The sequence below is a fragment of the Pseudomonas sp. MCal1 genome (assembly GCF_026341415.1).
Lineage (GTDB): Bacteria > Pseudomonadota > Gammaproteobacteria > Pseudomonadales > Pseudomonadaceae > Aquipseudomonas.
Map to the genome: position 1 here is coordinate 69,254 of NZ_JAKUMP010000015.1, position 23,636 is coordinate 92,889.

General features: G+C 60.8%; 17 protein-coding genes. 3 read left to right on the forward strand and 14 right to left on the reverse strand.

Annotated features, from left to right (window positions below; translation table 11 throughout):
• Positions 1 to 36: 36 nt before the first annotated feature.
• From MKZ87_RS23335 to MKZ87_RS23360, 6 genes are read right to left on the reverse strand one after another with little or no spacing between them, the layout of a single operon-like run.
• Positions 37 to 1,779, reverse strand: coding sequence for an ABC transporter substrate-binding protein (locus MKZ87_RS23335; RefSeq protein ID WP_085703246.1), 1,743 nt, complete (start codon positions 1,777 to 1,779; stop codon positions 37 to 39).
• Positions 1,780 to 1,826: 47 nt separating this feature from the next.
• Positions 1,827 to 2,099 carry a DUF2160 domain-containing protein gene (locus tag MKZ87_RS23340; RefSeq protein WP_039767461.1) on the reverse strand — a complete coding sequence of 91 codons (273 nt, stop codon included), beginning with the start codon at positions 2,097 to 2,099 and terminating at the stop codon, positions 1,827 to 1,829.
• 10 nt (positions 2,100 to 2,109) lie between these two features.
• On the reverse strand, positions 2,110 to 2,910 hold the full coding sequence (locus MKZ87_RS23345; RefSeq protein WP_007951486.1) for a carbohydrate ABC transporter permease: 801 nt from the start codon (positions 2,908 to 2,910) through the stop codon (positions 2,110 to 2,112).
• A 9-nt stretch (positions 2,911 to 2,919) separates the two neighbouring features.
• Positions 2,920 to 3,786 carry a carbohydrate ABC transporter permease gene (locus tag MKZ87_RS23350; RefSeq protein ID WP_007951487.1) on the reverse strand — a complete coding sequence of 289 codons (867 nt, stop codon included), beginning with the start codon at positions 3,784 to 3,786 and terminating at the stop codon, positions 2,920 to 2,922.
• On the reverse strand, positions 3,783 to 4,895 hold the full coding sequence (locus MKZ87_RS23355) for an ABC transporter ATP-binding protein (RefSeq protein WP_085703247.1): 1,113 nt from the start codon (positions 4,893 to 4,895) through the stop codon (positions 3,783 to 3,785). Before MKZ87_RS23355 ends, MKZ87_RS23350 begins: the two co-directional genes overlap by 4 nt.
• Positions 4,895 to 5,989 carry an ABC transporter ATP-binding protein gene (locus MKZ87_RS23360; protein WP_085703248.1) on the reverse strand — a complete coding sequence of 365 codons (1,095 nt, stop codon included), beginning with the start codon at positions 5,987 to 5,989 and terminating at the stop codon, positions 4,895 to 4,897. Before MKZ87_RS23360 ends, MKZ87_RS23355 begins: the two co-directional genes overlap by 1 nt.
• A gap of 363 nt (positions 5,990 to 6,352) precedes the next feature.
• Between MKZ87_RS23360 and MKZ87_RS23365 the strand changes: the two genes are divergently transcribed.
• On the forward strand, positions 6,353 to 8,218 hold the full coding sequence (locus MKZ87_RS23365; RefSeq protein ID WP_085703249.1) for a sigma-54-dependent Fis family transcriptional regulator: 1,866 nt from the start codon (positions 6,353 to 6,355) through the stop codon (positions 8,216 to 8,218).
• Positions 8,219 to 8,320: 102 nt separating this feature from the next.
• Here the strand turns inward: MKZ87_RS23365 and cysS are convergent, their stop codons facing one another.
• Both cysS and MKZ87_RS23375 read right to left on the reverse strand, forming a co-directional pair.
• Positions 8,321 to 9,703 carry a cysteine--tRNA ligase gene (gene cysS, locus MKZ87_RS23370; protein ID WP_085699081.1) on the reverse strand — a complete coding sequence of 461 codons (1,383 nt, stop codon included), beginning with the start codon at positions 9,701 to 9,703 and terminating at the stop codon, positions 8,321 to 8,323.
• A gap of 20 nt (positions 9,704 to 9,723) precedes the next feature.
• Positions 9,724 to 11,424: a glutamine--tRNA ligase/YqeY domain fusion protein gene (locus MKZ87_RS23375; RefSeq protein WP_266202037.1), complete on the reverse strand. Its 1,701-nt coding sequence runs from the start codon at positions 11,422 to 11,424 to the stop codon at positions 9,724 to 9,726.
• Positions 11,425 to 11,674: 250 nt separating this feature from the next.
• On the opposite strand from MKZ87_RS23375, the gene MKZ87_RS23380 reads away from it, so the two are divergent.
• The gene (locus tag MKZ87_RS23380; protein ID WP_085690022.1) at positions 11,675 to 12,181 is read left to right on the forward strand and encodes a peptidylprolyl isomerase; all 507 of its coding nucleotides are present in this window, start codon (positions 11,675 to 11,677) and stop codon (positions 12,179 to 12,181) included.
• On the forward strand, positions 12,178 to 12,933 hold the full coding sequence (lpxH, locus tag MKZ87_RS23385) for a UDP-2,3-diacylglucosamine diphosphatase (protein ID WP_085699077.1): 756 nt from the start codon (positions 12,178 to 12,180) through the stop codon (positions 12,931 to 12,933). Before MKZ87_RS23380 ends, lpxH begins: the two co-directional genes overlap by 4 nt.
• Positions 12,934 to 13,085: 152 nt before the next feature.
• Here the strand turns inward: lpxH and MKZ87_RS23390 are convergent, their stop codons facing one another.
• The 6 genes from MKZ87_RS23390 to MKZ87_RS23415 form a co-directional block, all read right to left on the reverse strand.
• Positions 13,086 to 14,615: a DHA2 family efflux MFS transporter permease subunit gene (locus MKZ87_RS23390; RefSeq protein ID WP_266202038.1), complete on the reverse strand. Its 1,530-nt coding sequence runs from the start codon at positions 14,613 to 14,615 to the stop codon at positions 13,086 to 13,088.
• 154 nt (positions 14,616 to 14,769) lie between these two features.
• Positions 14,770 to 15,972 carry an efflux RND transporter periplasmic adaptor subunit gene (locus tag MKZ87_RS23395; protein WP_085699073.1) on the reverse strand — a complete coding sequence of 401 codons (1,203 nt, stop codon included), beginning with the start codon at positions 15,970 to 15,972 and terminating at the stop codon, positions 14,770 to 14,772.
• 15 nt (positions 15,973 to 15,987) lie between these two features.
• Positions 15,988 to 17,457 (reverse strand): efflux transporter outer membrane subunit, encoded by a 1,470-nt coding sequence (locus MKZ87_RS23400; protein ID WP_266202039.1) that lies wholly within the window; start codon positions 17,455 to 17,457, stop codon positions 15,988 to 15,990.
• Entirely contained in the window at positions 17,447 to 17,929 is a 483-nt protein-coding gene (locus MKZ87_RS23405; protein WP_085699069.1) for a MarR family winged helix-turn-helix transcriptional regulator, read from the reverse strand. Before MKZ87_RS23405 ends, MKZ87_RS23400 begins: the two co-directional genes overlap by 11 nt.
• A 279-nt stretch (positions 17,930 to 18,208) precedes the next feature.
• Positions 18,209 to 21,883 (reverse strand): translocation/assembly module TamB domain-containing protein, encoded by a 3,675-nt coding sequence (locus MKZ87_RS23410; protein ID WP_085703254.1) that lies wholly within the window; start codon positions 21,881 to 21,883, stop codon positions 18,209 to 18,211.
• On the reverse strand, positions 21,880 to 23,607 hold the full coding sequence (locus tag MKZ87_RS23415) for an autotransporter assembly complex protein TamA (RefSeq protein WP_085699065.1): 1,728 nt from the start codon (positions 23,605 to 23,607) through the stop codon (positions 21,880 to 21,882). The genes MKZ87_RS23410 and MKZ87_RS23415 overlap by 4 nt, the downstream gene beginning before the upstream one ends.
• Positions 23,608 to 23,636 lie beyond the last annotated feature (29 nt).

Below are 23,636 nucleotides of genomic sequence, written 5' to 3' on the forward strand. Positions count from 1 at the left end.
GGCACCCGAAGGTGCCGTTCCGTCCTGCAAAAGCGCTTACTTGCGTGCCGCCTCCCACGACTTGAGCAGTTCGTTGTAGCTCACGGTTTCGCCTTTTGGTTTCTCGTTGGCCAGTTTCGGTTTTGGTGCGCCCGGCTGGTCGAACCAGTATTGCGCGTCGCGCTCGGGGTTCATTTTCGGTGCGCACACCGCCTGGGCCTTGGAGCGTTCCAGGCGAGTCATGATCGCGTCCTGATCCTTGGCCAGACCATCGAGGGCCTGTTGCGGGGTCTTCTCGCCGCTGGCGGCTTCGGCGATGTGGCTCCACCACAGTTGCGCCAGGCGTGGATAGTCCGGCACGTTGGTGCCGGTCGGCGTCCATTGCACCCGGGCCGGGCTGCGGTAGAACTCGACCAGACCACCGAGTTTCGGCGCCAGATCGGTCATCGCTTGCGAGTTGATGTCCGACTCGCGGATCGGCGTCAGGCCGACGATGGTTTTCTTCAGCGACACGGTTTTCGAGGTCACGAACTGCGCGTACAGCCAGGCTGCGAGTTTCTGCTTCTCAGGCGTGGATTTCATGAAGGTCCAGGAACCCACGTCCTGATAACCGAGTTTCATCCCCTCTTCCCAGTAAGGCCCGCGTGGCGACGGCGCCATGCGCCATTTCGGCGTGCCGTCGGCGTTGACCACCGGCAGGCCCGGTTTGGTCATGTCGGCGGTGAACGCGGTGTACCAGAAGATCTGCTGGGCGATGTTGCCCTGGGACGGCACCGGGCCGGACTCGGAGAAGGTCATGCCCGCCGCTTCCGGTGGCGCGTACTTCTTCAGCCAGTCGACGTATTTGGTGGTGGCGAACACCGCGGCCGGGCCGTTGGTGTCGCCGCCACGGGTCACGCTGGAACCGACCGGATGGCAATCCTCGACACGAATCCCCCACTCGTCCACTGGCAAGCCGTTGGGAATGCCCTTGTCGCCGCCACCGGCCATGGAGAACCAGGCATCGGTGAAGCGCCAGCCCAGGGACGGATCTTTCTTGCCGTAGTCCATGTGTCCGTAAATGCGCTTGCCGTCGATTTCCTTGACGTCTTCGCTGAAGAACTTGGCGATGTCTTCATAGGCCGACCAGTTCACCGGCACGCCCAGTTCATAGCCGTACTTTTCCTTGAACTTGGCTTTCAGGTCGGGGCGTTCGAACCAGTCGGCGCGGAACCAGTACAGGTTGGCGAACTGCTGGTCGGGCAATTGGTAGATCTTGCCGTCCGGCGCGGTGGTAAAGGAGATGCCGATGAAGTCCTTGATGTCGAGGGTCGGCGAGGTGAAGTTCTTGCCTTCGTTGGCCATCAGGTCGGTGATCGACTCGGTCTTGCCGTAGCGAAAGTGCGTACCGATCAGATCCGAGTCGTTGACCCAGCCGTCGTAGATGTTCTTGTCCGACTGCATGACGGTCTGCATTTTTTCCACGACGTCGCCTTCCTGCAACAGGTCGTGGGTCAGCTTGATGCCGGTGATTTCGCTGAAGGCCTTGGCCAGTACCTTGGATTCATATTCGTGGGTGGTCAGGGTTTCCGAGACGACCTTGATGTCCATCCCGCGAAACGGCTCGGCCGCCTTGATGAACCACTTCAGTTCTTCGAGCTGCTGCTCGGCTGTCAGGGTCGACGGCTTGAACTCGCTGCCGATCCATTTTTTTGCGGCATCTTCGTAGGCGTCGGCCCAGGCGGACGCGCTCAAACCGCTGAGTGCCAGCATGGCTGCCAATGAAATGCTATGTCGCAGCTTATTTTTCTTATCGAACATAGAGACCTCCTGTTAGGTTTTCGGAGCAAAATTGCCGAGCGATTCGACTAGCCCCAACGCATCACAGCCAACAGCCACACCAGGGACAACGCGGACGCTACCCAGATGCTCCAGTCGGTCACGCCAATTACCAGCAAATGCAGGTAGGCGCTGCCGAGAAGACCAATGAACAAGCGATCGCCACGGGTGGTGGCAATCGGCAGAAACCCTCGCCGCAAGATGCTCGGCGAGCGCAGTTCCCAGGTGGTCATGCCCACCAGGATCAAACCAATCACGATGAAAAACGCCGCCGTCGGGACGGTCCAGCTCATCCATTCCATCATCAGTTCCTCAGACCCGGCCCAGGGCAAAGCCCTTGGCCACGTGGTTGCGAACGAACCAGATCACCAGCATGCCGGGGAGAATAGTCAACACCCCCGCCGCCGCCAGTACACCCCAGTCAATGCCGGACGCCGACACCGTGCGCGTCATCACCGCTGCGATCGGTTTGGCGTTGACCGAGGTCAGCGTGCGCGCCAGCAACAGTTCGACCCAGGAAAACATGAAGCAGAAAAACGCCGTCACACCGATGCCGGAGCCGATCAGCGGGATGAAGATCTTCACGAAGAACTTGGGAAAGCTGTAGCCGTCGATGTAGGCGGTTTCGTCTATTTCCTTCGGCACCCCGGACATGAAGCCTTCGAGGATCCACACCGCCAGCGGCACGTTGAACAGGCAGTGCGCCAGCGCCACGGCTATGTGGGTGTCGAACAGGCCGATCGACGAATACAGCTGGAAGAACGGCAGCAGGAACACCGCCGGTGGCGCCATGCGGTTGGTCAGCAGCCAGAAGAACAGGTGCTTGTCGCCGAGAAAGCGATAACGCGAAAACGCATAGGCCGCCGGCAGTGCCACGGTCAGAGAAATGATCGTGTTCAGACTGACGTAGTACAGCGAGTTGATATACCCGGTGTACCAGCTCGGGTCGGTGAAGATCACCTTGTAGTTCGCCAGCGTGAAATCCTGTGGGAAAAGGGTCAGTCCGCCGAGGATTTCGGTGTTGCTCTTGAACGACATGTTCAGCAGCCAGTAGATCGGCACCAGCAGGAACAGGATGTAGAGCAGCAGGGGAATCAGCTTTCTTTTGCTCATGGCCGGGCCTCAGCGGTTGGCATCGTTGTGGGTCATGGCGGTGTAGAACAGCCAGGACACCAGCAGGATGATCAGGAAGTACACCAGCGAGAATGCCGCCGCCGGCCCCAGGTCGAATTGGCCTACGGCCATCTGGGTCAGGGTCTGACTCAGGAAGGTCGTCGAGTTACCCGGCCCGCCGCCGGTGAGCACGAACGGCTCGGTGTAGATCATGAAGCTGTCCATGAAGCGCAGCATCACCGCGATCAGCAGCACACTCTTCAACTTGGGCAACTGAATGTGCCGGAATACGGCCCAGGCCGAGGCCCGGTCGATACGCGCAGCCTGGTAGTACACATCGGGAATCGCCCGCAGCCCGGAGAAACACAACAGCGCCACCAGCGAAGTCCAGTGCCACACGTCCATCACCAGCACGGTGACCCAGGCGTCCATGGTGTTGGCGGCATAGTTATAGCTGATGCCCATGGCGTTGAGGCTCGACCCGAGCAGGCCGATGTCGGCGCGGCCGAAAATCTGCCAGATGGTGCCGACCACGTTCCACGGAATCAGCAGCGGAATCGCCAGCACGATCAGCACCACTGACGACCAGCGCCCCTTGGTCGGCATGGTCAGCGCGATGGCGATGCCGAGCGGGATTTCGATCAGCAGCACGCACGCCGAGTAGATGAACTGACGCAACAACGAGTCGTGCAGACGCGGATCGAGCAGCACCTGCTTGTACCAGTCGGCGCCCACGAAGTAGCGGCTGGACTGGTCGAAGATGTCCTGCACCGAATAGTTGACCACGGTCATCATCGGAATGACGGCACTGAAGGCCACCAGCAGGAACACCGGCAACACCAGCCACCAGGCCTTGTTGTTTTGCACCTTGTTCATGGCTGTACCTCGCTGTCGGTGGCATCCAGCAGAAACTCGTCGGCATAGACCATCAGCCACTGCGCCGGAAAACTGATGTAAGCCGTGCCCTGCGGCACCGGTTTGTCTTCGGCCAGACGCACCTTCAGCGGGGCGCCGTCCAGGTCCAGGGTCATGATCTTGTAGGTGCCGAGGTCTTCGACGTGTACGACCCGTGCCTGCATCGCGTCATCAAACGGCTCGTCCCACACATGGATGAACTCGGGGCGGATGCCGACCTTCAGATTTTTCCACTGGCAGTGTTCGATATGGCGCTGCAAGGCGTCGGACAACGGCAGATGGGTCGAGTTGAAACCGACACCGCCCGGTTGCGGCTGTACCTCAATCAGATTCATCCCCGGGCTGCCGATGAAGTAGCCGACAAAGGTGTGGCTCGGCCGCTCGAACAATTCCCGTGGCGTACCGAACTGGACGATCTGCCCGCCGTACATCACCGCAATCTTGTCGGCGAAGGTCGACGCCTCCAGCTGATCGTGGGTGACGTAGACCATGGTGATGTTGAACTGCTCGTGGATCTGCTTGAGCTTGCGCCGCAGTTTCCATTTCAGGTGCGGGTCGATCACCGTCAGCGGCTCGTCGAAGAGGATCGCCGACACGTCGTCGCGCACCAGGCCACGGCCCATGGAGACTTTCTGTTTTTCGTCGGCGGTGAGGTTGCGCGCCTTTTTGCTCAACAGGTTTTGCAGATCGAGGACTTCGGCGATTTCCTGCACCTTGCTGTGTACTTTCGCCTCGGCCAGGCCCTGATTTCTCAAGGGAAAGGCCAGGTTGTCGAACACGGTCATGGTGTCGTACACCACCGGAAACTGAAAAACCTGAGCGATGTTGCGCTTCTCCGGGGTCAGGTCGTTGACCGCTTTGCCGTCGAACAACACATGCCCCTGGGACGGGCTGAGCAAACCGGAAATGATGTTGAGCAAGGTCGATTTGCCGCAGCCCGAAGGGCCGAGCAAGGCATACGCGCCGCCCTGCTCCCAGATGTGGTCCATCTCGCGGATCGCGTAATCCTCGGGCCCGCTCGGGGTTTTGCTGTAGCTGTGGGCGAGGTGCTGCAAACGGATTTCGGCCATCAGGCAACCCTCGCGACACGCCGGCCCGGTGCCTGCACCAGCCGGCCCTGCGCATCGAACACAAACAGTTTATGGGTCGGGATATAGATGCGGATCGGCGCATCGACGTCGTATTCGTGAACACCCGGCAGATGCAGCACCAGCAGGAAATGCTCGTTGCGCACGTGCAGGAAGGTTTCCGAACCGCTGATCTCCGCCACCTCGACGGTCACCGCCAGTTCCAGGTCGTCATCGTTGCTCGGTACCAGCGAGATGTGGCTCGGGCGCACGCCAAAACGGTACTCGCCCTCGCCCACCGGCCGCAGATCGACGTTCAACGGAAAGTGTACGAAGTTGGCGAAGCTCACTTCGTTGCCGGCGATACGTCCCGGCATCAGGTTGATCGGTGGCTCGGAGAACAATTCGGCCGCCAGCACGGTTTTCGGCTGGTGATAGACCTCGGTCGAAGGGCCGCTCTGGATCACCCGACCTTCGTGAAGAATGGTAGTGGTGCCGCCCAGCGCCAGCGCTTCGTTGGGTTCGGTGGTGGCGTAGATGGCGATGGTATGGCGCGCCTTGAACAGCTCGCGCATCTCCTGGCGCAGCTCTTCGCGCAATTTGTAGTCGAGGTTGACCAGCGGCTCATCGAACAGGATCAGCTCGGCATCCTTGACCAGCGCTCGCGCCATGGCGGTGCGCTGCTGCTGGCCGCCGGACAGTTCCAGCGGATAGCGCTTCAGAAACTTCTCGATGCGCAGCATCTTCGCGGTTTCCTGCACCTTGCTCTGGATCAGCTCGTTGGAGATCCCGGCCTGGCGCAACGGCGAGGCAATGTTCTCGAACACCGTCATGGTCGGGTAATTGATGAATTGCTGATAGACCATCGACACGTTGCGCAAACGCACCGGGCGCTGAGTAACGTCGACGCCGTTCATCAGGATGCGGCCGCTGTCGGGCTTGTCCAGACCGGCCATCAGGCGCATCAGACTGGTTTTGCCGGACAGCGTACGTCCGAGCAAAACGTTAAAGGATCCAGGTTCGAATTTCAGGCTCGCATCGTCGATCCAGGTCTGGCCCTCGACGGTACGGCTGACGTGCTCCAGGGTGAGTGACATTGCTCGGCCTTTTTATTATTGGAGTCAAGCGACCTGTCCTGTAGAGCGACATTCGTGCCAGAAACGGCAAGCTGTTGATTTACCGTCGAATTCACTGAAAGCCACGCAAACCATGGTTCGTAGCTGAACACAAATGAACAGTTGTGACTGAACAATTGAACAGTCGCGCGATTGACAATGAACAATAGTGAACAACACTCTATGGATGCTTTTTGGCACGGATCCTGTGAGAGCGAGCTTGCTCGCGATGGCGGTATGTCATTCACCGTTGATGTAACTGACACATCGCTATCGCGAGCAAGCTCGCTCCCACAGAGATCTCAATAACAATAATAAAAATGCTGTATTCAGAGGCTGACTGCCATGGCCGCACCTGCCCCGCCGCTTTCCCATGACGCCATCGTCCAGGACTCCTGGTCCCGTTGCCGCGCCTTCGGTCTCAATCATCAAAGCGCCCCGGCTTTCGATCAGCTGCCCGCCGCCGGCATCGCGCAGTTGCTCGACCGCCATCATTCGCTGGTGCAGACCACTCACCAGGAAGTGCTGCCGTATTACGAGAACATCCTGAGCAACTCCAACTGCCTGATCATGCTGGCCGACAATCAGGGCCAGGTTTTGACGTCCTGGGGCACCCAGCGCTTTATCGAGCCGAATCTGGCGCGGGGTTTCCAGGCCGGCGCCAGTTGGGTCGAGCGCGCCAGCGGCACCAACGCCATCGGCACGGCGCTGGCCTGTGAGCAGGCGGTGCACATCGAACACGATGAACACTTTCTCAAGGCCAACCGTTTCATGACCGGTTCCGCTGCACCGATTTTCGATGCCGAGCGCAAGGTCATCGCCGTGCTCGACGTGTCCAGCGACAGCTACCTGCCGCCCTCGCACACCCTCGGCATGGTCAAGATGATGAGCCAGACGGTGGAGAACCGACTGATCCTCAACCTGTTCCACGGCCAGCACTTTCAACTGACATTCAACACCGGGTTGAACAACCTCGACAGCCAGTGGGCCGGGCTGCTGATCTTTGATGAGAGCGGTCAGGTGCTGTCGGCCAACCGTCGGGCCGACAATCTGTTGGGTGTGCGGTTATCCCGGGTCAGCGTTGAAAGCCTGTTCAAGGTGTCGTTGCTGGAGTTGATCAATCAGCCGGACGGATTGCCGTTTGCCTTGCAGACCTCGGGGCGCAATCGTTTCCAGTGTTTGTTGAAACGGCCTAAACAGGTGCCGATTCAGGCGCGGGTCTTCAATGAAACCAGAACCGCTGAAACCAGAACCGCCGAACCGAAAGTCGCCGTACCGACGGCGATCAGCCTGAGCACTTTGCATTTCGGCGACAGCCGCGTGGAAAAAGCCGTGCGCCAGGCTGAACGCCTGCTGGAAAAGGACATCCCGCTGCTGATTCACGGCGAAACCGGGGTTGGCAAGGAAGTTTTCGTCAAAGCCCTGCATCAGGCCAGCTCACGCTGCAAACAGGCGTTCATCGCCGTCAACTGCGCGGCGATCCCCGCCGAACTGGTGGAGTCAGAGCTGTTCGGCTACGAGAAAGGCGCGTTCACCGGCGCCAACCAGAAAGGCAGCATCGGGCTGATCCGCAAGGCCGACAAAGGCACGCTGTTTCTCGATGAAATTGGCGATATGCCCCTGCCAACCCAGGCAAGGCTGTTGCGGGTGTTGCAGGAGCGCTGCGTGCAACCGGTGGGCAGCAGCGAGCTGTTTCCTGTGGATCTGCGGATCATCTCCGCCACCAACCGTTCGCTCAGGGAACAGGTGCAACTGGGGCGCTTTCGCGAAGACTTGTACTACCGCATTGGCGGTTTGACTCTGGAGTTGCCACCGCTACGCGAGCGCAGCGACAAGCAGGCGCTGTTCAAACGGCTGTGGGAACAGCATCGCGAGCCGACGCAGTGGGCGGGATTGAGTCGTGAAGTGCTGGAACTGTTCGAACGGCACCCGTGGCCGGGCAATCTGCGTCAGGTCAGCAGCGTGATGCAGGTGGCGCTGGCGATGGCCGAGGAACAACCGATTCGACCCGAGCATCTGCCGGACGATTTTTTCGTCGATCTGGAGATGGAGCCGGTAGAGGTGGCCGAGCCGTTGGGCATTGATCTGAACGATGCCGAGGCGTTGAACCGGGAGTTGCAGTTGGCCGGGGGCAATATTTCCCATCTGGCGCGACGGTTGGGGGTGAGCCGCAATACGCTGTACAAGCGATTGCGGCAGCTTGAAAACTGAGCGCCCCACGGGATCGATCCCATGCTCTGCGTGGGAACGATCACGCCGTCAGAAAAACAAAAACCCGCACAAGGCGGGTTTTGTTTGTAACAGGCGCAGCAATCAGTCAGCCAGACGCCAGGTCGTGCCGCCCTTGCCGTCTTCCAGCACCACGCCCATGGCGGTGAGCTGGTCACGGATGCGGTCGGATTCAGCCCAGTCCTTGCCGGCACGTGCCGCCAGACGCGCAGCGATCAGCGCCTCGACTTCAGCTGCATCGACACGCCCTTCGGCGCCGGCCTGCAGGAAGTCATCGGCCTCGAGCTGCAACACACCGAGCACGCTGGCCAGTTCTTTCAGGCGCGCCGCCAGACCGGCCGCGGCATCGAGATCGCTCTCGCGCAGACGGTTGATCTCACGGACCATCTCGAACAGCACCGCGCAGGCTTCCGGGGTGCCGAAGTCGTCGTTCATCACCGTGGTGAAACGCTCGACGAACGCTTCGCCGCCAGCCGGCGCCACGTTCGGCAGGCCTTTCAACGCGTGGTAGAAACGCTCCAGTGCGCCCTTGGCGTCCTTGAGGTTGTCTTCCGAGTAGTTGATCGCGCTGCGGTAGTGGCTCGACACCAGCAGATAACGCACGACTTCCGGGTGGTACTTGTCGAGCACGTCGCGAATGGTGAAGAAGTTGTTCAACGACTTGGACATCTTCTCGCCATTGATACGGATCATGCCGCAATGCATCCACGCGTTGGCGTAGGTCTTGCCGGTGGCCGCTTCGCTCTGGGCGATTTCGTTTTCGTGGTGCGGAAACTCGAGGTCGCTGCCGCCGCCATGAATGTCGAAAGTCTCACCGAGGCAGCAGGTGGACATCACCGAGCACTCGATGTGCCAGCCCGGACGCCCGGCGCCCCACGGCGACTCCCAGCTCGGCTCGCCCGGCTTGACGCCTTTCCACAGCACGAAGTCCAGAGGATCTTCCTTGGCTTCGTCGACTTCAATCCGCGCACCGATGCGCAGGTCTTCGATCTTCTTGCGCGAAAGCTTGCCGTAGCCCATGAACTTGCCGACGCGGTAGTACACGTCGCCATTGCCCGGGGCGTAGGCGAAGCCCTTGTCGATCAGGGTCTGGATCATCGCGTGCATGCCAGGGATGTGATCCGTGGCGCGCGGTTCCATGTCCGGCTTCTGGATGTTCAGGCGCGCTTCGTCTTCGTGCATCGCCGCGATCATGCGTTCGGTCAACGCTTCGAACGACTCGCCGTTCTCGTTGGCCCGGTTGATGATCTTGTCGTCGATGTCGGTGATGTTGCGCACGTAGGTCAGGTCATAACCGCTGAACCGCAACCAGCGGGTCACCAGGTCGAACGCGACCATGCTGCGGCCGTGGCCCAGGTGGCAGTAGTCGTACACGGTCATCCCGCAGACGTACATGCGCACCTTGTTGCCATCCAGCGGCTTGAAGACTTCTTTGCTCTTGGTGAGCGTGTTGTAGATCGTAAGCACGGTGTTTCCTTAAGACTTGATCACTGGCCCCACGAATCACGCAGGGTCACGGTACGGTTGAATACCGGCTGACCGGGTTTCGAGTCCTTGATATCCGCGACGAAGTAGCCTTCACGCTCGAACTGGAAACGGTCTTCCGGCTGTGCATTGCCCAGCGAAGGCTCAGCACGACAACCGGTCAGCACTTGCAGTGAGTCAGGGTTGATGTTGTCCAGGAAACTCGCGCTGTCTTCGGCCTTCTCCGGGTTCGGAGAACGGAACAGGCGATCGTACAGACGCACTTCGCACTCGATGCTGGCAGCGGCCGGCACCCAGTGGATCACGCCCTTGACCTTGCGGCCTTCAGGGTTCTTGCCCAGGGTGTCCGGATCGTACGAGCAACGCAGTTCGACGATGTTGCCGTCGGCGTCCTTGATCGCTTCGTCGGCACGGATCACGTAGCTGCCGCGCAGACGCACTTCACCGTTCGGCTCCAGGCGCTTGTAGCCTTTTGGCGGCTCTTCCATGAAGTCATCGCGGTCGATGTAGATTTCACGGGCGAACGGCAGCTGGCGCACGCCGAGTTCTTCTTTCTGCGGATGACGCGGCAGTTCGAGGTTCTCGACCTGGTCTTGCGGATAGTTGGTGATCACGACTTTCAACGGACGCAGCACGCACATGGCGCGCGGGGCGTTCGCGTCCAGGTCCTGACGGATGCTGAACTCGAGCATGCCGAAGTCGACCACGCCGTCGGAACGGTTGGTGCCGATCATCTCGCAGAAGTTGCGGATCGACGCCGGGGTGTAGCCACGGCGGCGGAAGCCCGACAGCGTCGACATGCGCGGATCGTCCCAGCCGTTGACGTGCTTCTCGTCAACCAGTTGCTTGAGCTTGCGCTTGCTGGTGATGGTGTAGTTGAGGTTCAGACGGCTGAACTCATACTGACGCGGGTGCGCCGGCACTGGCAGTGCGTCGAGGAACCACTCGTACAGCGGACGATGGCTTTCGAACTCCAGGGTGCAGATCGAGTGAGTGATGCCTTCGATGGCGTCCGACTGACCGTGGGTGAAGTCGTAGTTCGGGTAGATGCACCACTTGTCACCGGTCTGGTGGTGATGGGCGTGGCGGATGCGGTACATGATCGGGTCGCGCAGGTTCATGTTCGGCGAGGCCATGTCGATCTTGGCGCGCAGCACGCGGGCACCGTCCGGGAACTCGCCGGCGCGCATGCGGGCGAACCAGTCCAGGTTCTCTTCCACCGAACGGTCGCGGAACGGGCTGTTCTTGCCAGGCTCGGTCAGGCTGCCGCGGTATTCCCTGGCCTGCTCAGGCGTCAGGTCGTCGACGTAGGCCTTGCCGGCCTTGATCAGCTCGACGGCCCAGTCGTGCAGCTGGTCGAAATATTGCGAGGCATAGCGCACTTCGCCGGACCATTCGAAGCCCAGCCATTTGACGTCGCTTTCGATCGCGTCGATGTATTCCTGGTCTTCCTTGGCCGGGTTGGTGTCGTCGAAACGCAGGTGAGTGACGCCGCCGAACTCCTGGGCCAGGCCGAAGTTCACACAGATCGACTTGGCGTGACCGATGTGCAGGTAACCGTTGGGCTCAGGCGGGAAACGGGTGACGATCTGCGTGTGCTTACCCGAGTCCAGGTCCGCCTGGATGATCGGGCGCAGGAAATTGACCGGCGTAACGGGACCGGTCTTGGAATTCGAGGTAGGGTCGACAGTGGGCTTGCTCATAGGATCCTTGAACGTACAGTGCGCGGCCGGGACACAGGCCTGACAAAACAAAGCCGTTATCATAGCCGATGCTGTCAAGCCCCTGACAGAGCGGGGCTTAAAAGGAATGCATTTAATCGCCGGGTTTTGAAAAACAGCCTCGAAATTCGCGCCTGTCACGCTAAACTGCGCACCTTGGCCCTCAGGGGCTGAACCGGTACGGGGCCGAAATGTCCCAATACCCACGAATTCCTTATAAAGAGTAGCGATCATGACTCAAGTTAAATTGACCACCAACTTCGGTGACATCGTCCTGCAACTGGACGCTGAAAAGGCGCCGGTCACCACCGCCAACTTCATCGAGTACGTTAAAAAGGGTCACTACGAGAACGTCGTGTTCCACCGCGTCATCAAAGGTTTCATGATCCAGGGCGGCGGTTTCGAGCCGGGCATGAAAGAAAAGAAAGACAAGAGCCCGAGCATCCAGAACGAAGCCGACAACGGTCTGAAGAACGACAAGTACACCATCGCCATGGCCCGTACCATGGACCCGCATTCGGCTTCGGCGCAGTTCTTCATCAACGCCTCCGACAACAGCTTCCTGAACCACACCGCCAAGACCGCTCAGGGCTGGGGTTATGCCGTGTTCGGTAAAGTGGTTGCGGGCACCGACGTTGTCGACAAGATCGAAGGCGTTTCCACCACGTCCAAGGCAGGCCACCAGGACGTACCGGCAGACGACGTGATCATCGAGAAAGCCGAGATCATCGAAGCGTGATATTGCTGATTTCAGACTTGCATCTGGAAGAGGAGCGCCCGGACATTACCCGGGCGTTTCTGGATTTGCTCGCCGGACGCGCCCGCTCGGCGAGTGCGTTGTACATTCTGGGCGACTTCTTCGAAGCGTGGATTGGCGACGACGCCATGACCCCCTTCCAGCGTTCCATCTGCCAGGCCCTGCGCGAACTCAGCGACAGCGGCACGGCCATATTTCTGATGCACGGCAATCGCGACTTCATGCTCGGCAAGGCCTTTTGCAAACAGGCCGGCTGCACGCTGTTGAAGGACCCGAGTGTCGTGCAGTTTTACGGCGAACCGGTATTGCTGATGCACGGCGACAGCCTGTGCACCCGCGACGAAGCCTATATGAAGCTGCGCCGTTATCTGCGCAACCCGCTCAGCCTGTTCATCCTGCGCAACCTGCCCTTGCGCACCCGCCACAAGCTCGCCCGCAAGTTGCGCAGCGAAAGCCGCGCGCAGACACGGATGAAGGCCAATGACATCGTCGATGTCACGCCGCAGGAAATTCCGCGGATCATGCAGGAATACGGAGTGAAAACCCTGGTTCACGGGCACACCCATCGCCCGGCGATCCACAAGTTGCAGATCGGCGATCAGGCGGCGAAGCGGATTGTGCTGGGGGATTGGGATCGTCAGGGTTGGGCATTGCAGGTGGATGAGAACGGGTTTGCGTTGGCGCCCTTTGACTTTGCACCGCCGCCAGCATTACCCGCCCCTGCCACCGCCTGATCGTTCCCGGACTTAGTTGATCGTTCCCACGCTCTGCGTGGGAATGCCTCAATGGACGCTCCGCGTCCGCTTCGGCATGGGACGCGGAGCGTCCCGGGCTGCATTCCCACGCAGACGGTTCGACGCCTCGACGTGGGAACGATCTGCCTGACTTAGTGACCGCTGGCGGCCGGGCCTGCCTTGGCAGCAAACGGCGGTTTCGCCAGCCACACAATCAGAATCAACCCCATAAAGCCCCAACCGAGCAGCGTGAAGTAATCCACGGTGGAGAGCATGTACGCCTGACTGGTGAGGATCTGATCCATCTGCGCATACGCCGATTGGCTCGCGCCACCCAGCGAATGCAAGGTCTCGCGAGTCGCTGGTTCGAAGGTGCTGATGCTCTCGCTCATATAGGCATGATGCTGATCCGCCCGGCGAATCCAGATCCATGTCGTCAACGACGCCGCAAAGCTGCCGCCCAATGTCCGCAGGAACGTCGCCAGACCGGCGCCATCGGCAATCTGACTTGGCGGTAGATCCGACATCAGAATGCTCAAGGTCGGCATGAAGAACAGCGCCACCCCAATCCCCATGAACAGCTGCACCAGGGCGATGTGCTGGAAATCCACCTCGTTGGTGAATTCGGCACGCATGAAGCAGCTCAGGCCGATCGCCAGGAACGCCAGACCGGCCAGCAGGCGCAGGTCGAACTTGTGCGCGTACTTGCCGACAAACGGTGACAGCAGCACCGGCAGAATGCCGATCGGGGCCACCGCCAGCCCGGCCCAGGTCGCGGTGTAACCCATCTGGGTCTGCAACCACTGCGGCAGGATCAGGTTGATGCCGAAGAATCCGGCATACCCCAACACCAGCACCAGCGTGCCGATGCGGAAGTTGCGATAGGCAAACAGCCGCAGGTTGACCACCGGATGCTGGTCGGTCATTTCCCAGATCACGAACACCGCCAGCGAAATCACCGAAATCGCCGCGCCGATAATGATGAAGTTCGATTCGAACCAGTCCAGGTCATTGCCCTTGTCGAGGATCACCTGCAAGGCGCCCACGCCGATGATCAGCGTGATCAGCCCGACGTAATCCATTGGCTGACGATTGGTGACCACCGGGCGCTTGGCCAGCTGCTGGCGCACCACCATCACCGCGAAGATCCCGATCGGCACGTTGATGAAGAAGATCCAAGGCCAGCTGTAACTGTCGGTAATCCAGCCGCCGAGGATCGGCCCGGCGATGGGCGCCACCACCGTGACCATCGCCAGCAACGCCAAGGCCATGCCCCGCCTTGCTGGCGGATAGACCGCAATCAACAGTGTCTGGGTCATCGGGTACAACGGCCCGGCCACCAGGCCTTGCAACACGCGAAAACCGATCAGTTCCGGCATCGAGGTGGAAATACCGCAGAGGAACGAAGCCAGCACAAACAGGATGGTCGCCCACAGAAACAGCTTCACCTCGCCGAAGCGACGGCTCAGCCAGCCAGTGAGCGGCAGCGCGATGGCGTTGCTCACGGCGAACGAGGTGATGACCCAGGTGCCCTGCTCCGAACTCACGCCGAGGTTGCCGGAAATGGTCGGCAGCGCCACGTTGGCGATGGTGGTATCGAGCACCTGCATAAAGGTCGCCAGCGACAGGCCGATGGTGCTGAGCAACAGGCTGGGCGGCGAAAAAGAGGCGTTATTGCTCATCGCGAATCCTTTGGAACTCGGCGGGTGCCGCGCTTGTTACAGACGCAGTAACCTTTGTGGGAGCGAGCTTGCTCGCGATGGCGGTCTGTCCGATAAATCAATGCTGAATGACACACCGCTCTCGCGAGCAAGCTCGTTCCCACAGGGGAAGGGATCAGCGTTGCGCGGTCTTGCTGACCGCCGCGCTGTTGTCGTGGATCAATTGGGTGATCATCGCGTCGGCTTCGGCCAATTGACGGTCGTAGACGTTGGTGCTGAACGAAGCTTTTTGCGGCGGCTGCTGGGCCAGTACCGGACCGCTCTGGTCATGCAGGTTGACCTCGACATTGGTCGACAGACCGACGCGCAGCGGGTGTTTGGCCAGTTCTTCGGCGTTGACGTGAATCCGTACCGGCACCCGTTGCACGATCTTGATCCAGTTACCGGTGGCGTTCTGCGCCGGCAACAGAGCGAACGCGCTGCCGGTGCCTGCGCCGAGGCTGTCGACAGTGCCGCTGAACTTCACGTCGCTGCCGTAGATGTCCGACTCGATCTCCACCGGTTGGCCAATGCGCATGTCACGTAGCTGGGTTTCCTTGAAGTTGGCGTCGATCCACAGCTGATCCAGTGGAATCACCGCCATCAGTGCGGTGCCCGGCTGCACACGCTGGCCGAGTTGCACGGTACGTTTGGCGACATAACCGGTAACCGGCGCAATCAAGGTGCTGCGAGCGTTGGTCAGGTAGGCCTGACGCAGTTGCGCGGCGGCGGCCATCACGTCAGGGTGCGAGGAAACCACAGTGTCATCGACCAGCGCGCTGGTGGTTTTCAGTTGCTGTTTGGCATTGGCCAGAGCGTTCTGTGCCGAGGTCAGGTCATCGCGGGCGTGGGACAGTTCTTCCTGGGAAATCGCCCCGCCGGCCGCGAGATTTTTCCGCCGGTTGAAGTTGTCCTGGGCTTTCTGCACTTCGGCCTGTTGCGCGTTGACCTGAGCCTTCATGCCGTCGACGTTGCTGTACAGACCGCGCACCTGACGCACGGTGCGGGCCAGATTGGCCTTGGCACTTTGCAGGCCGACTTCGGCGTCGTTCGGGTCGAAGTTGATCAGCACCTGGCCTTCCTGAACCAGATCGCCATCGTCGGCGCCGATGCTGACCACGGTGCCGGTCACCAGCGGGGTGATTTCCACCACGTTGCCGTTGACGTAGGCGTCGTCGGTGCTTTCGCTCCAGCGCCCGATGAATTCGTGATACGCCCAGACACCGGCACCGGCGAGGGCAACCACAACGGCCAGCACCAGCAGCATCACCTTGCGTTTGCGCGGATTGCCAGTGTCCTGTGCGTTGTCTTGAGCTTGTGTGTTTTCGGCAGTGGCCATGACAAATACCTTGAATTAGTTGTGCGGCGTGGCTGGGGTGGCGTTGGCTGCGGTCAGGGCTTGCCCCTGGAAGCCGCCGCCCAGCGCTTGCATCAGTTGAATCGACAGGTCGATCTGCTCGGCATTCAGGTTGGCCAGCTGACGCTGGGCCTGCAGCAATTGCTGCTCGATGCTGAGCACGTCCAGGTAGTTGCCGATGCCGGAACCGTAACGCTGGACGACGGTGTTGTAAGAGTCCTGGGCAATCTCGGTCGCGTGTTGCTGGGCGCCGATCTGCCGGCCGATATCACGCAACTGGTTGATCGTGTCGCTGACATCGCCCAGGGCTTTCACCAGGTTTTTGTTGTACTGCGCCACGGCGAGGTCGTAGTCGGCGTCGCGGGCATCGAGGTTGGCGCGCAGGCGTCCGCCATCGAAGATCGGCACCGAAATCGTCGGGGCAATGTTGAAGAAGCGACTGGCGGAACCGAACATCGCGTCCCCCAACAAGGATTCGGCACCGGCGGAAGCCGACAGGTTCAAGTTGGGATAGAAACGGGTCTTGGCCGAGTCAATGTCCTTGCTCGCCGCCTCGACACGCCAGCGCGCGGCTACCAGATCCGGGCGACGGCCCAGCAGTTCGGCCGGCAGGACCGATGGCAGCGCGACGGCGCTGGCTTGCAGGACTTTCGGCCGGGCGATTTCGCTGCCGCGATCCGGGCCTTTGCCGAGCAGTACCGCCAAAGCGATTTTTGCGCTGTTCAGGCGCTTTTCGGCGTCGATCAGGCTGGCTTCGGAGCTGGCTTCCAGGCTTTGGGTCTGCTGGAACTGGTACTGGCTGTCGATCCCGGAGCTCAAACGACGCTGGCTCAGGTCGAGCATCTGCTTGGTGCGCTTGAGGTCTTCATTGGCCAGGTCATAAACGATATGCGCCTGACCCAGATCGCTGTAGGCCCGGGCAACGTCGGCAGCCAGGGTCAGTTGCGCGGCCTGACGGTCGACTTCGGCGGCGCGGGCCTGACCGAGTGCGGCTTCCCAGGCGTCACGCTGACCGCCCCAAAGGTCGAAGTTGTAATTGAAACCGGCGCTGATGTTGCGCGTGGTGGCGTAGGCATCGCCCTGCCCTCGCGGGTCCTGATCCTTGGCCAGACGCGAACGGCTGATGCCTGCGCTGGCGTCGAGGGTCGGATAACGCTCGGCATCGGCGGCGTACGCAGCGGCGCTGGCCTGATGGGCGCGGGCGTCGGCGATCTGCATGTCCGGGCTGTCTTTCAGGGCCTCGCGGATCAGGCCGTCGAGCTGAGGATCGCCGAGGCTGGTCCACCAGTCGCTTTTCGGCCACGCGGCCGGCGACAGTGTCACGCCATTGAGGGATTGGCCGACCTTAAGGTCTTTCGCATCAAGGTTTTTGCCATGGGTATCGAGGCCGCTGTAGTTGGCGCAACCGGCGAGGATCATCGCCGACAGCACCAGTGTCAGGCTGCTGCGCAAGGTTTTACCGCTCATTGTGTTCACCTAGCCGCTGGATGGTGATCGGGTCACCGGCCGCCAGCAAAATTTTCTTGAGGATGTATTCCAGGGTTTTCAACTCATCCGGAGTAATCGCGCCGGCCAGCTCATTCATGGCGTCGGCACCGATGTGCGGCAGACGATCGGCCAGCGCCTGACCTTGCCCGGTGAGCTTCAACTGCACCTGACGACGATCGCCTTCGCTGCGCTGGCGGATCAGGAAGTCTTTCTGCTCCAGACGGTCGAGCATGCGGGTCATCGAACCGCTGTCCAGCGACAGGTGCCGACACAGCTCGGCCGGGGTGTCGACGCCGTACTGGGCCATGATGATCAACACCTTGAACTGCGCGGCAGTGATGCCGTGGGGTTCCATGTGGGTGTCGATGATCCTGTCCTTGAGCAAGGCTGCACGGCCGAGCAACAGGCCGAGGTGACAATGCTTGAATTCATCCGGGGTGAAATGCTTCATGTACGCACCTAATAACTGCCTAGGCAGTGAATGTATGTCGAGATGTTACTGCCTAGGCAGCGAATGTCAACGCAATAGTTAGGCTGCTTTGTAATTAGGCGATAACTGACCGCACGAGATCGTTCCCACGCTCTGCGTGGGCATGCAGCCCGGGACGCTCCGCGTCCCATTCAACAGCGGACGCGGAGCGTCCATTGAGGCATTCCCACGCGGAGCGTGGGAACGATCAGGTGTTTGGGCGTGGGGACGATCAGGCAATCCGGCGATGGAAAAAGCGGGCTAGAAATCCCGCTTGTAGAAGATGTCCAGCGAACTGGCCACGCCGCTGGCGGCTTCGAGGTAGACCTTCTTGCTCAGTTTGTAACGCAAGGCAATGGTATTGGCCGGTTCGAACACACCGACGCCATAACGCAAACTGAGCTTCTCCGAGATATTGCCGCTGGCCACCACGCTGGTGGTGTTGCCGCTGCCCTGGGTGTCGAGTTGGAAGTCCTGAATGCCCAGATCACTGGCCAGACTGCTGGTGACCCCGGAACTGCCCATCAGACCCAGACCGAGCGCCGCCTGCGCGAGCATGTTGTTGTCCTCGCCGGTGGTGCTCAGCGGACGCCCCAGCACCAGATAGGACAGCGCCTGCTCCTGGCTCATCGCCGGTTCGGAAAAAATCTGCGTAGTCGGCTGCTCGGCGCTGCCGCTCAGTCGAATACCGGCGATCACGTCGTCAGTCTGGCGAATCGCTTCGATGTCCAGATACGGCTGATCGATCGGCCCGGCAAACAGCAGACGCGCGCGACGCACCGTCAGGCGCTGACCATAGGCGCGGTAGCGACCGTCGTTGAGCCACAGTTCGCCACGGGTGTCCATGTTGTCGCCGATGTGCACGTGACCTTGCAGGTTGGCGGTCAGGCCGAACCCGGCGAAGCTCAGTTTGTCCTCGCCGACCACCACGTCGATGTCCATCTTCATGGCCATCGGTGGTTTGCCCTCTTCGGTCTGCGCGCCGACGATGATCGTGTCATCGCTGACTTTCACCGTCGATGGCGGCAGCTCGCGCACGGTGATTTCGCCTCGGGGCACCAGCACCTTGCCGGCAATCGCCAGTTCATCGCCGGCCATGGAAATCTTCAGGTCCGGCGCCATTTCAAGCTTGGCGTAGGGCTCGACGGTCACCGGCAGTTGCGTACCCTTGAGCGCCAGATCCACCATCAGCGCCTGACCCCAGGCGATGTTGCCGCTCAGACTGCCCTGCCCGCTCTTGCCGCTTTTCCAGCTGCCGTTCAGTTGCACGGATTCTCCCGCGATCACGGCCTGCAGTTGCAACGCTTGCAGTTCGATCGGCAGCTCCGGCCCGGACACTTCGCCGTCGCTGAGTTGCACGGTGCCGTTGACCAGCGGCGCGAGCAGCCCGCCGGAAATCGTGCCGCTGCCATTGAGGCGCCCGGTAAGTTTTTCGACCATTGGCACAAACGGCCGCGCCACCGACAGGTCCAGCCCGCTGAGACGGAATGAACCGCTGAGTGGCTTGTTCTTCGGCAGCGGATTGATCTGCGCCTGCACCATCAACTCACCGAGTTTGCCACCGACGAAATTGAGGTCAGTGTCAATGCGTTTGGGCGTGAGTTTGCTGGTCAGCTTGAGGGTCTGGTACGGGAAGTCGACCCACTGATCCTTTTCCTTCATGCGCAAAGTGCCACCGCTGGCATCCACGCTGATCTGGCCGTTCGGGCCGCTGGCCGGCAGGTCCAGTTGCAGGTCGGCATTGAGCTTGCCCTGCCAGGCGAAATCCTTCGGCAACCATTGCGCGAGGCTTTCGATCGGAAACTGCTTGAGGTGGTAACGCAGCTTCGGCTCCGGCATCAACCGCTGATCTTCGCCACACAGGCTGGCATTGCCGGACATCCAGCAATGGGCGCCGAAGTTGATCTTGCCGTCGGCCAGACGTTCGAGTTTCGCCGGGTTTTGCAGCTTCCAGTCCTGACCGCCGGCCTGGATATCGCCGCTGGCCAGACGCCCGCGCCAGTTGCCTTTGTCCAGGTTGCCGTCCAGCCCCAGCGCGAGTTTCAGCCTCGGCCCGAGCAGGTCGAGGTTGAGCTTCTGATTTTTGATATCGCCCTGAGCGCTGACGGTCAACACACCCAGGTTCGTGTCGCCAGCCTGGATGCCGCTACCCTTCAGATCGATTTTCGCCCGCTGCGCGCTGTCGAGGGTGGCATCGAGGTTGAGGCTTTGCAGGCGGTTGTCCTGGAACACCAGTTGCGAGCCTTGCAGGTCGAGCTTGCCTTGCGGTGCTTTCAGCGTACCGGCGACATCGACTCGACCGTTGATCTGCCCGCGCAACTGCGGCCAGAGCTGGGCCAGACGCGGCAGCTTGATATCGATCTGCCCGGCAAGCTTCTGTTGCAGGCTGCCCTTGCCGTTGATGCTGTTGTCGCCGAGACGGATTTGCAGAGCATTCAGATTCCACTGCTCGCCGGCGCCGTCGGCCTTGGCTTGCAGGATCGCCGGCTGGCCGCGCAGTTTGCCTTTCAGATCGAGGTCGGCATTCAGGCTCAGGCGCTCGTTCTTCATTTCGCCTTTGCTCTTCAATGGGCCGGCCAGCGTGCCCGGCAATTCCGCGACCCAATACGCCGGGTTGAGCGCCGACAGTTCCAGCGCGGTGTCCCAGGCGATGCCATCGGCGAACTGCACGTTCACATGGCCTTCGGCCTTGCCCTGCCCGGCTTCGAGTTTCAGCTGTGGCAGGAAGATCTGCTTGAGATTGCCGCTGAACGGACTGCTCAGGGTGAACGCCCCCGCCGGCCCATCTGCAGCGGCGGCAAAGTTACCAATGTATTGACCGTCGGTGTAGGAGACTTCGCCGGTGAAGGTACGCAACGTGATCTGCGGCTCGTCGATCTCCGGATAGAGCCGGTGCCACGGAAAATCCAGCCAGTTGATATTGGCCTGGGCACTGAGGCCTTTGCTCCAGTCGACATTGCCGGTGAGCTTGAGGCTTTGTTTGTCGCTGGCCGTCAGATCGAGGCCGGCGATCTGCGCGCCGTTGGCGTCGACCTTGCCTTTGAGCAGCAACGCCACCGGACCTTTCTCGGCAGGCAGCGTCGCATTGCCGAGCAATTGGTAACCGTTTTTCAGGTCGCCTTCGCCGGTCAATACCAGTTGATTGAATTGCAGGGTGTCCGGCAGATCGGCGCTCGGCTTGAACGCCTCCGAGGTGATCCGCACTTTGGCCGGCAGGTTTTCCACCAGCGGTTGCAGCTCGCCGCTCAACTGGCCGTCGAGGTAGCCACGGCTGTCGGCGTGCAGGTTGAGGGTTTTCAGCAGGTCGCCGTCGATTTTCAGCGCCAGCGTCCACGGCTCGGGAGCCGGCGACGGCAAGGTCAGATCACCGGCGATGTTCAGCGGCCAGTTGCCGGTCGGTTGCAACAGACCGGACAGATTCAGGCTCAAGTCGTCACGCTGCAGTTTCACGCTGTCGATCTGCAGGCCTTTGGCGGTCCAGTGCGCCGCCAGTTGCAGGCCTTTGAGCTCTTCACTGCCGTTGAACAGCAGACTGCCGACCTGCACGTCGCCCAACTCGATGGCCACGGGCAATTGCAGATCAGGAAGTTTGATCGGACCGCTTTCGGTGACTTCTTCGCTCGGCGGAAATTGCAGGCTGACGGTATCGGCCTTGAGCTGTTCGATGCATAGCGTCATGCGCGTCAGGCACAGCGGCGACCATTCGAAGATCGGCTTGTCCAGTTCGACGCGGCTGGTGTCCTGCTGCCACAACAGGTGATCGGCGCTCCACTGCCCGCCGAGGCGACCCTGGAAATTGTCGACGCTCAAGCCCGGAACCAGTCCCAACACCCAACGGCTGCCGGCCTGCGTTCCGAGCACAACGGCAATACTCAATACCATCAGCAACACCAGCGACAACAGCGCCAGCGCCGACATTTTCAAACCACGCTTCACAGCTCAGGCCCCATGGAAAAGTGCAGCCGGATGCCGCCATCGTCGTCCAGCGCGTGGGCCAGGTCGAGGCGGATCGGCCCCACCGGCGAGACCCAGCGCACACCGATACCGACCCCGGTCTTGAGGTTCGGCAGTTCGAGTTTGTTGAAGGAGTTGCCCTGATCGACGAAGGTCGCCACGCGCCACTTCTCGGCAATCGAGTATTGGTATTCGACGCTGCCGGCCACCATGTAGCGCCCGCCGATGCGGTCGCCTTCGGAGTTCTCCGGGGACAGGCTCTGATAGTCGTAACCGCGCACGCTCTGATCGCCACCGGCGAAGAAGCGCAGCGACGGCGGCACCGATTTATAGCCGTTGGTGGCGCTGCCGCCGACCTGCACCCGACCGAGCAAACGGTGCTTGTCGAACACGGTGGTCAAGCCTTTGACCAGCGCCGTGCCGTAAACCAGGTTGTTGTCCGAGCCGAGGCCTTCTTTTGCCACTTTGCTTTCGAAGGTCAGGCGATAGCCATTGTGCGGATCGATGCGGTTGTCGCTCTTGAGGTAGGAATAGCTGACGCCGGGCATCAGCAAGGTGCTCAGGCCGGAGTCGTCGCCGAGCTGGTATTCCTCGCGCTGCCATTTCAAAGAGATGACCCGCTGCCAGCCGCTCGGCAGTTTGCTGTGCCATTCCGGGCCGAAAGTCAGCAGCTTGCTCAGGGTGTCGGAGCCGTCGATGTCCTCGTATTGATAACCGCCGGCCCAGCGCAGCTTGTCGGTCAGCGGCGGGTCGAGCGGGATGTCGTAAAACAGGCCGACGTTCTGCCGTGGCGCGGACAGTTCGGCCTCCCAGCCATAACTGTCGCCCTGCGGATTGACCCAGTGACGGGTCCAGTTGGCCTTGATTCGCGGGCCGACGTCGGTGGAATAACCAAGACCCAGGCCCATGGTGCGCGGCTTGCGGGTATCGAGTTTGACGTCCACCGGGATCACGTCGTTTTTCGCGGCGGTCGGCGCGGCGTCAACCCGCACGCCTTCGAAGTAACCGCTCGATTGCAAGTCGCGGTTGAGTTCGGCGATCAGCTCGGAATCATACGGCTCGCCGGCCTTGAACGGCACCATGCGTTGCAGCAGGTCTTCATCGAACGGTGTGTCGCCTTCAAAACTGACTTTGCCCAGCGCATAACGCGGGCCGCTTTCGTAGATCAGTTCGACGTCGGCGACCCCGGCGCGGGGATCGACCATCAATTTCTGACTGGTGAAACGACCGCTGAAGAAGCCATAGCGCGAAGCCTGGTTCTGAATCAGGCGCTTGGCGTCTTCGTAACGCCCATGGTTGAGCACCGCGCCGGGCTTGAGCACGTCGCTTTTCGGGACTCGAAAGGATTTGAGGGAGGCCGCCGGGCCGTCGATGCGCACGGTCACGTTACGCAGGCGGATCGGCTCGCCGGGATCGATGTTCAGCACTAGTCGCGGTTTTTCGCCGCCCTTGACGTCACTTTCGATCTGCGGCTGGTAATAGCCCAAGGCCTGGGCGGCCTTGCGCGCCTGTTCTTCGGCGCCGCGACTGAAGCGCTGCAAGGCTTCTTCGTCACGATCGCCGAGGCTGCCGATATAGCCTTCTATATTGGCTTTCAGTTCATCGTTGGACGGTTTGATCCGCACATCCAATTCACTTTGCGCCAGCGCCGCGCAGCTGGTTAACAGCATGAGCACGCCACTGGTAAATCTTCCTGGAAACTTCATAGGCGCGGATGCTATCACGGGCTTGGGAG

Excerpts from the sequence above, each read along its gene's own strand:
- MKZ87_RS23335 (WP_085703246.1), bottom strand. The coding sequence starts at position 1,779 with ATGTTCGATAAGAAAAATAAGCTGCGACATAGCATTTCATTGGCAGCC.
- MKZ87_RS23340 (WP_039767461.1), bottom strand. The coding sequence starts at position 2,099 with ATGGAATGGATGAGCTGGACCGTCCCGACGGCGGCGTTTTTCATCGTG.
- MKZ87_RS23345 (WP_007951486.1), bottom strand. The coding sequence starts at position 2,910 with ATGAGCAAAAGAAAGCTGATTCCCCTGCTGCTCTACATCCTGTTCCTG.
- MKZ87_RS23350 (WP_007951487.1), bottom strand. The coding sequence starts at position 3,786 with ATGAACAAGGTGCAAAACAACAAGGCCTGGTGGCTGGTGTTGCCGGTG.
- MKZ87_RS23355 (WP_085703247.1), bottom strand. The coding sequence starts at position 4,895 with ATGGCCGAAATCCGTTTGCAGCACCTCGCCCACAGCTACAGCAAAACC.
- MKZ87_RS23360 (WP_085703248.1), bottom strand. The coding sequence starts at position 5,989 with ATGTCACTCACCCTGGAGCACGTCAGCCGTACCGTCGAGGGCCAGACC.
- MKZ87_RS23365 (WP_085703249.1), top strand. The coding sequence starts at position 6,353 with ATGGCCGCACCTGCCCCGCCGCTTTCCCATGACGCCATCGTCCAGGAC.
- MKZ87_RS23375 (WP_266202037.1), bottom strand. The coding sequence starts at position 11,424 with ATGAGCAAGCCCACTGTCGACCCTACCTCGAATTCCAAGACCGGTCCC.
- MKZ87_RS23380 (WP_085690022.1), top strand. The coding sequence starts at position 11,675 with ATGACTCAAGTTAAATTGACCACCAACTTCGGTGACATCGTCCTGCAA.
- MKZ87_RS23390 (WP_266202038.1), bottom strand. The coding sequence starts at position 14,615 with ATGAGCAATAACGCCTCTTTTTCGCCGCCCAGCCTGTTGCTCAGCACC.
- MKZ87_RS23395 (WP_085699073.1), bottom strand. The coding sequence starts at position 15,972 with ATGGCCACTGCCGAAAACACACAAGCTCAAGACAACGCACAGGACACT.
- MKZ87_RS23400 (WP_266202039.1), bottom strand. The coding sequence starts at position 17,457 with ATGAGCGGTAAAACCTTGCGCAGCAGCCTGACACTGGTGCTGTCGGCG.
- MKZ87_RS23405 (WP_085699069.1), bottom strand. The coding sequence starts at position 17,929 with ATGAAGCATTTCACCCCGGATGAATTCAAGCATTGTCACCTCGGCCTG.
- MKZ87_RS23415 (WP_085699065.1), bottom strand. The coding sequence starts at position 23,607 with ATGAAGTTTCCAGGAAGATTTACCAGTGGCGTGCTCATGCTGTTAACC.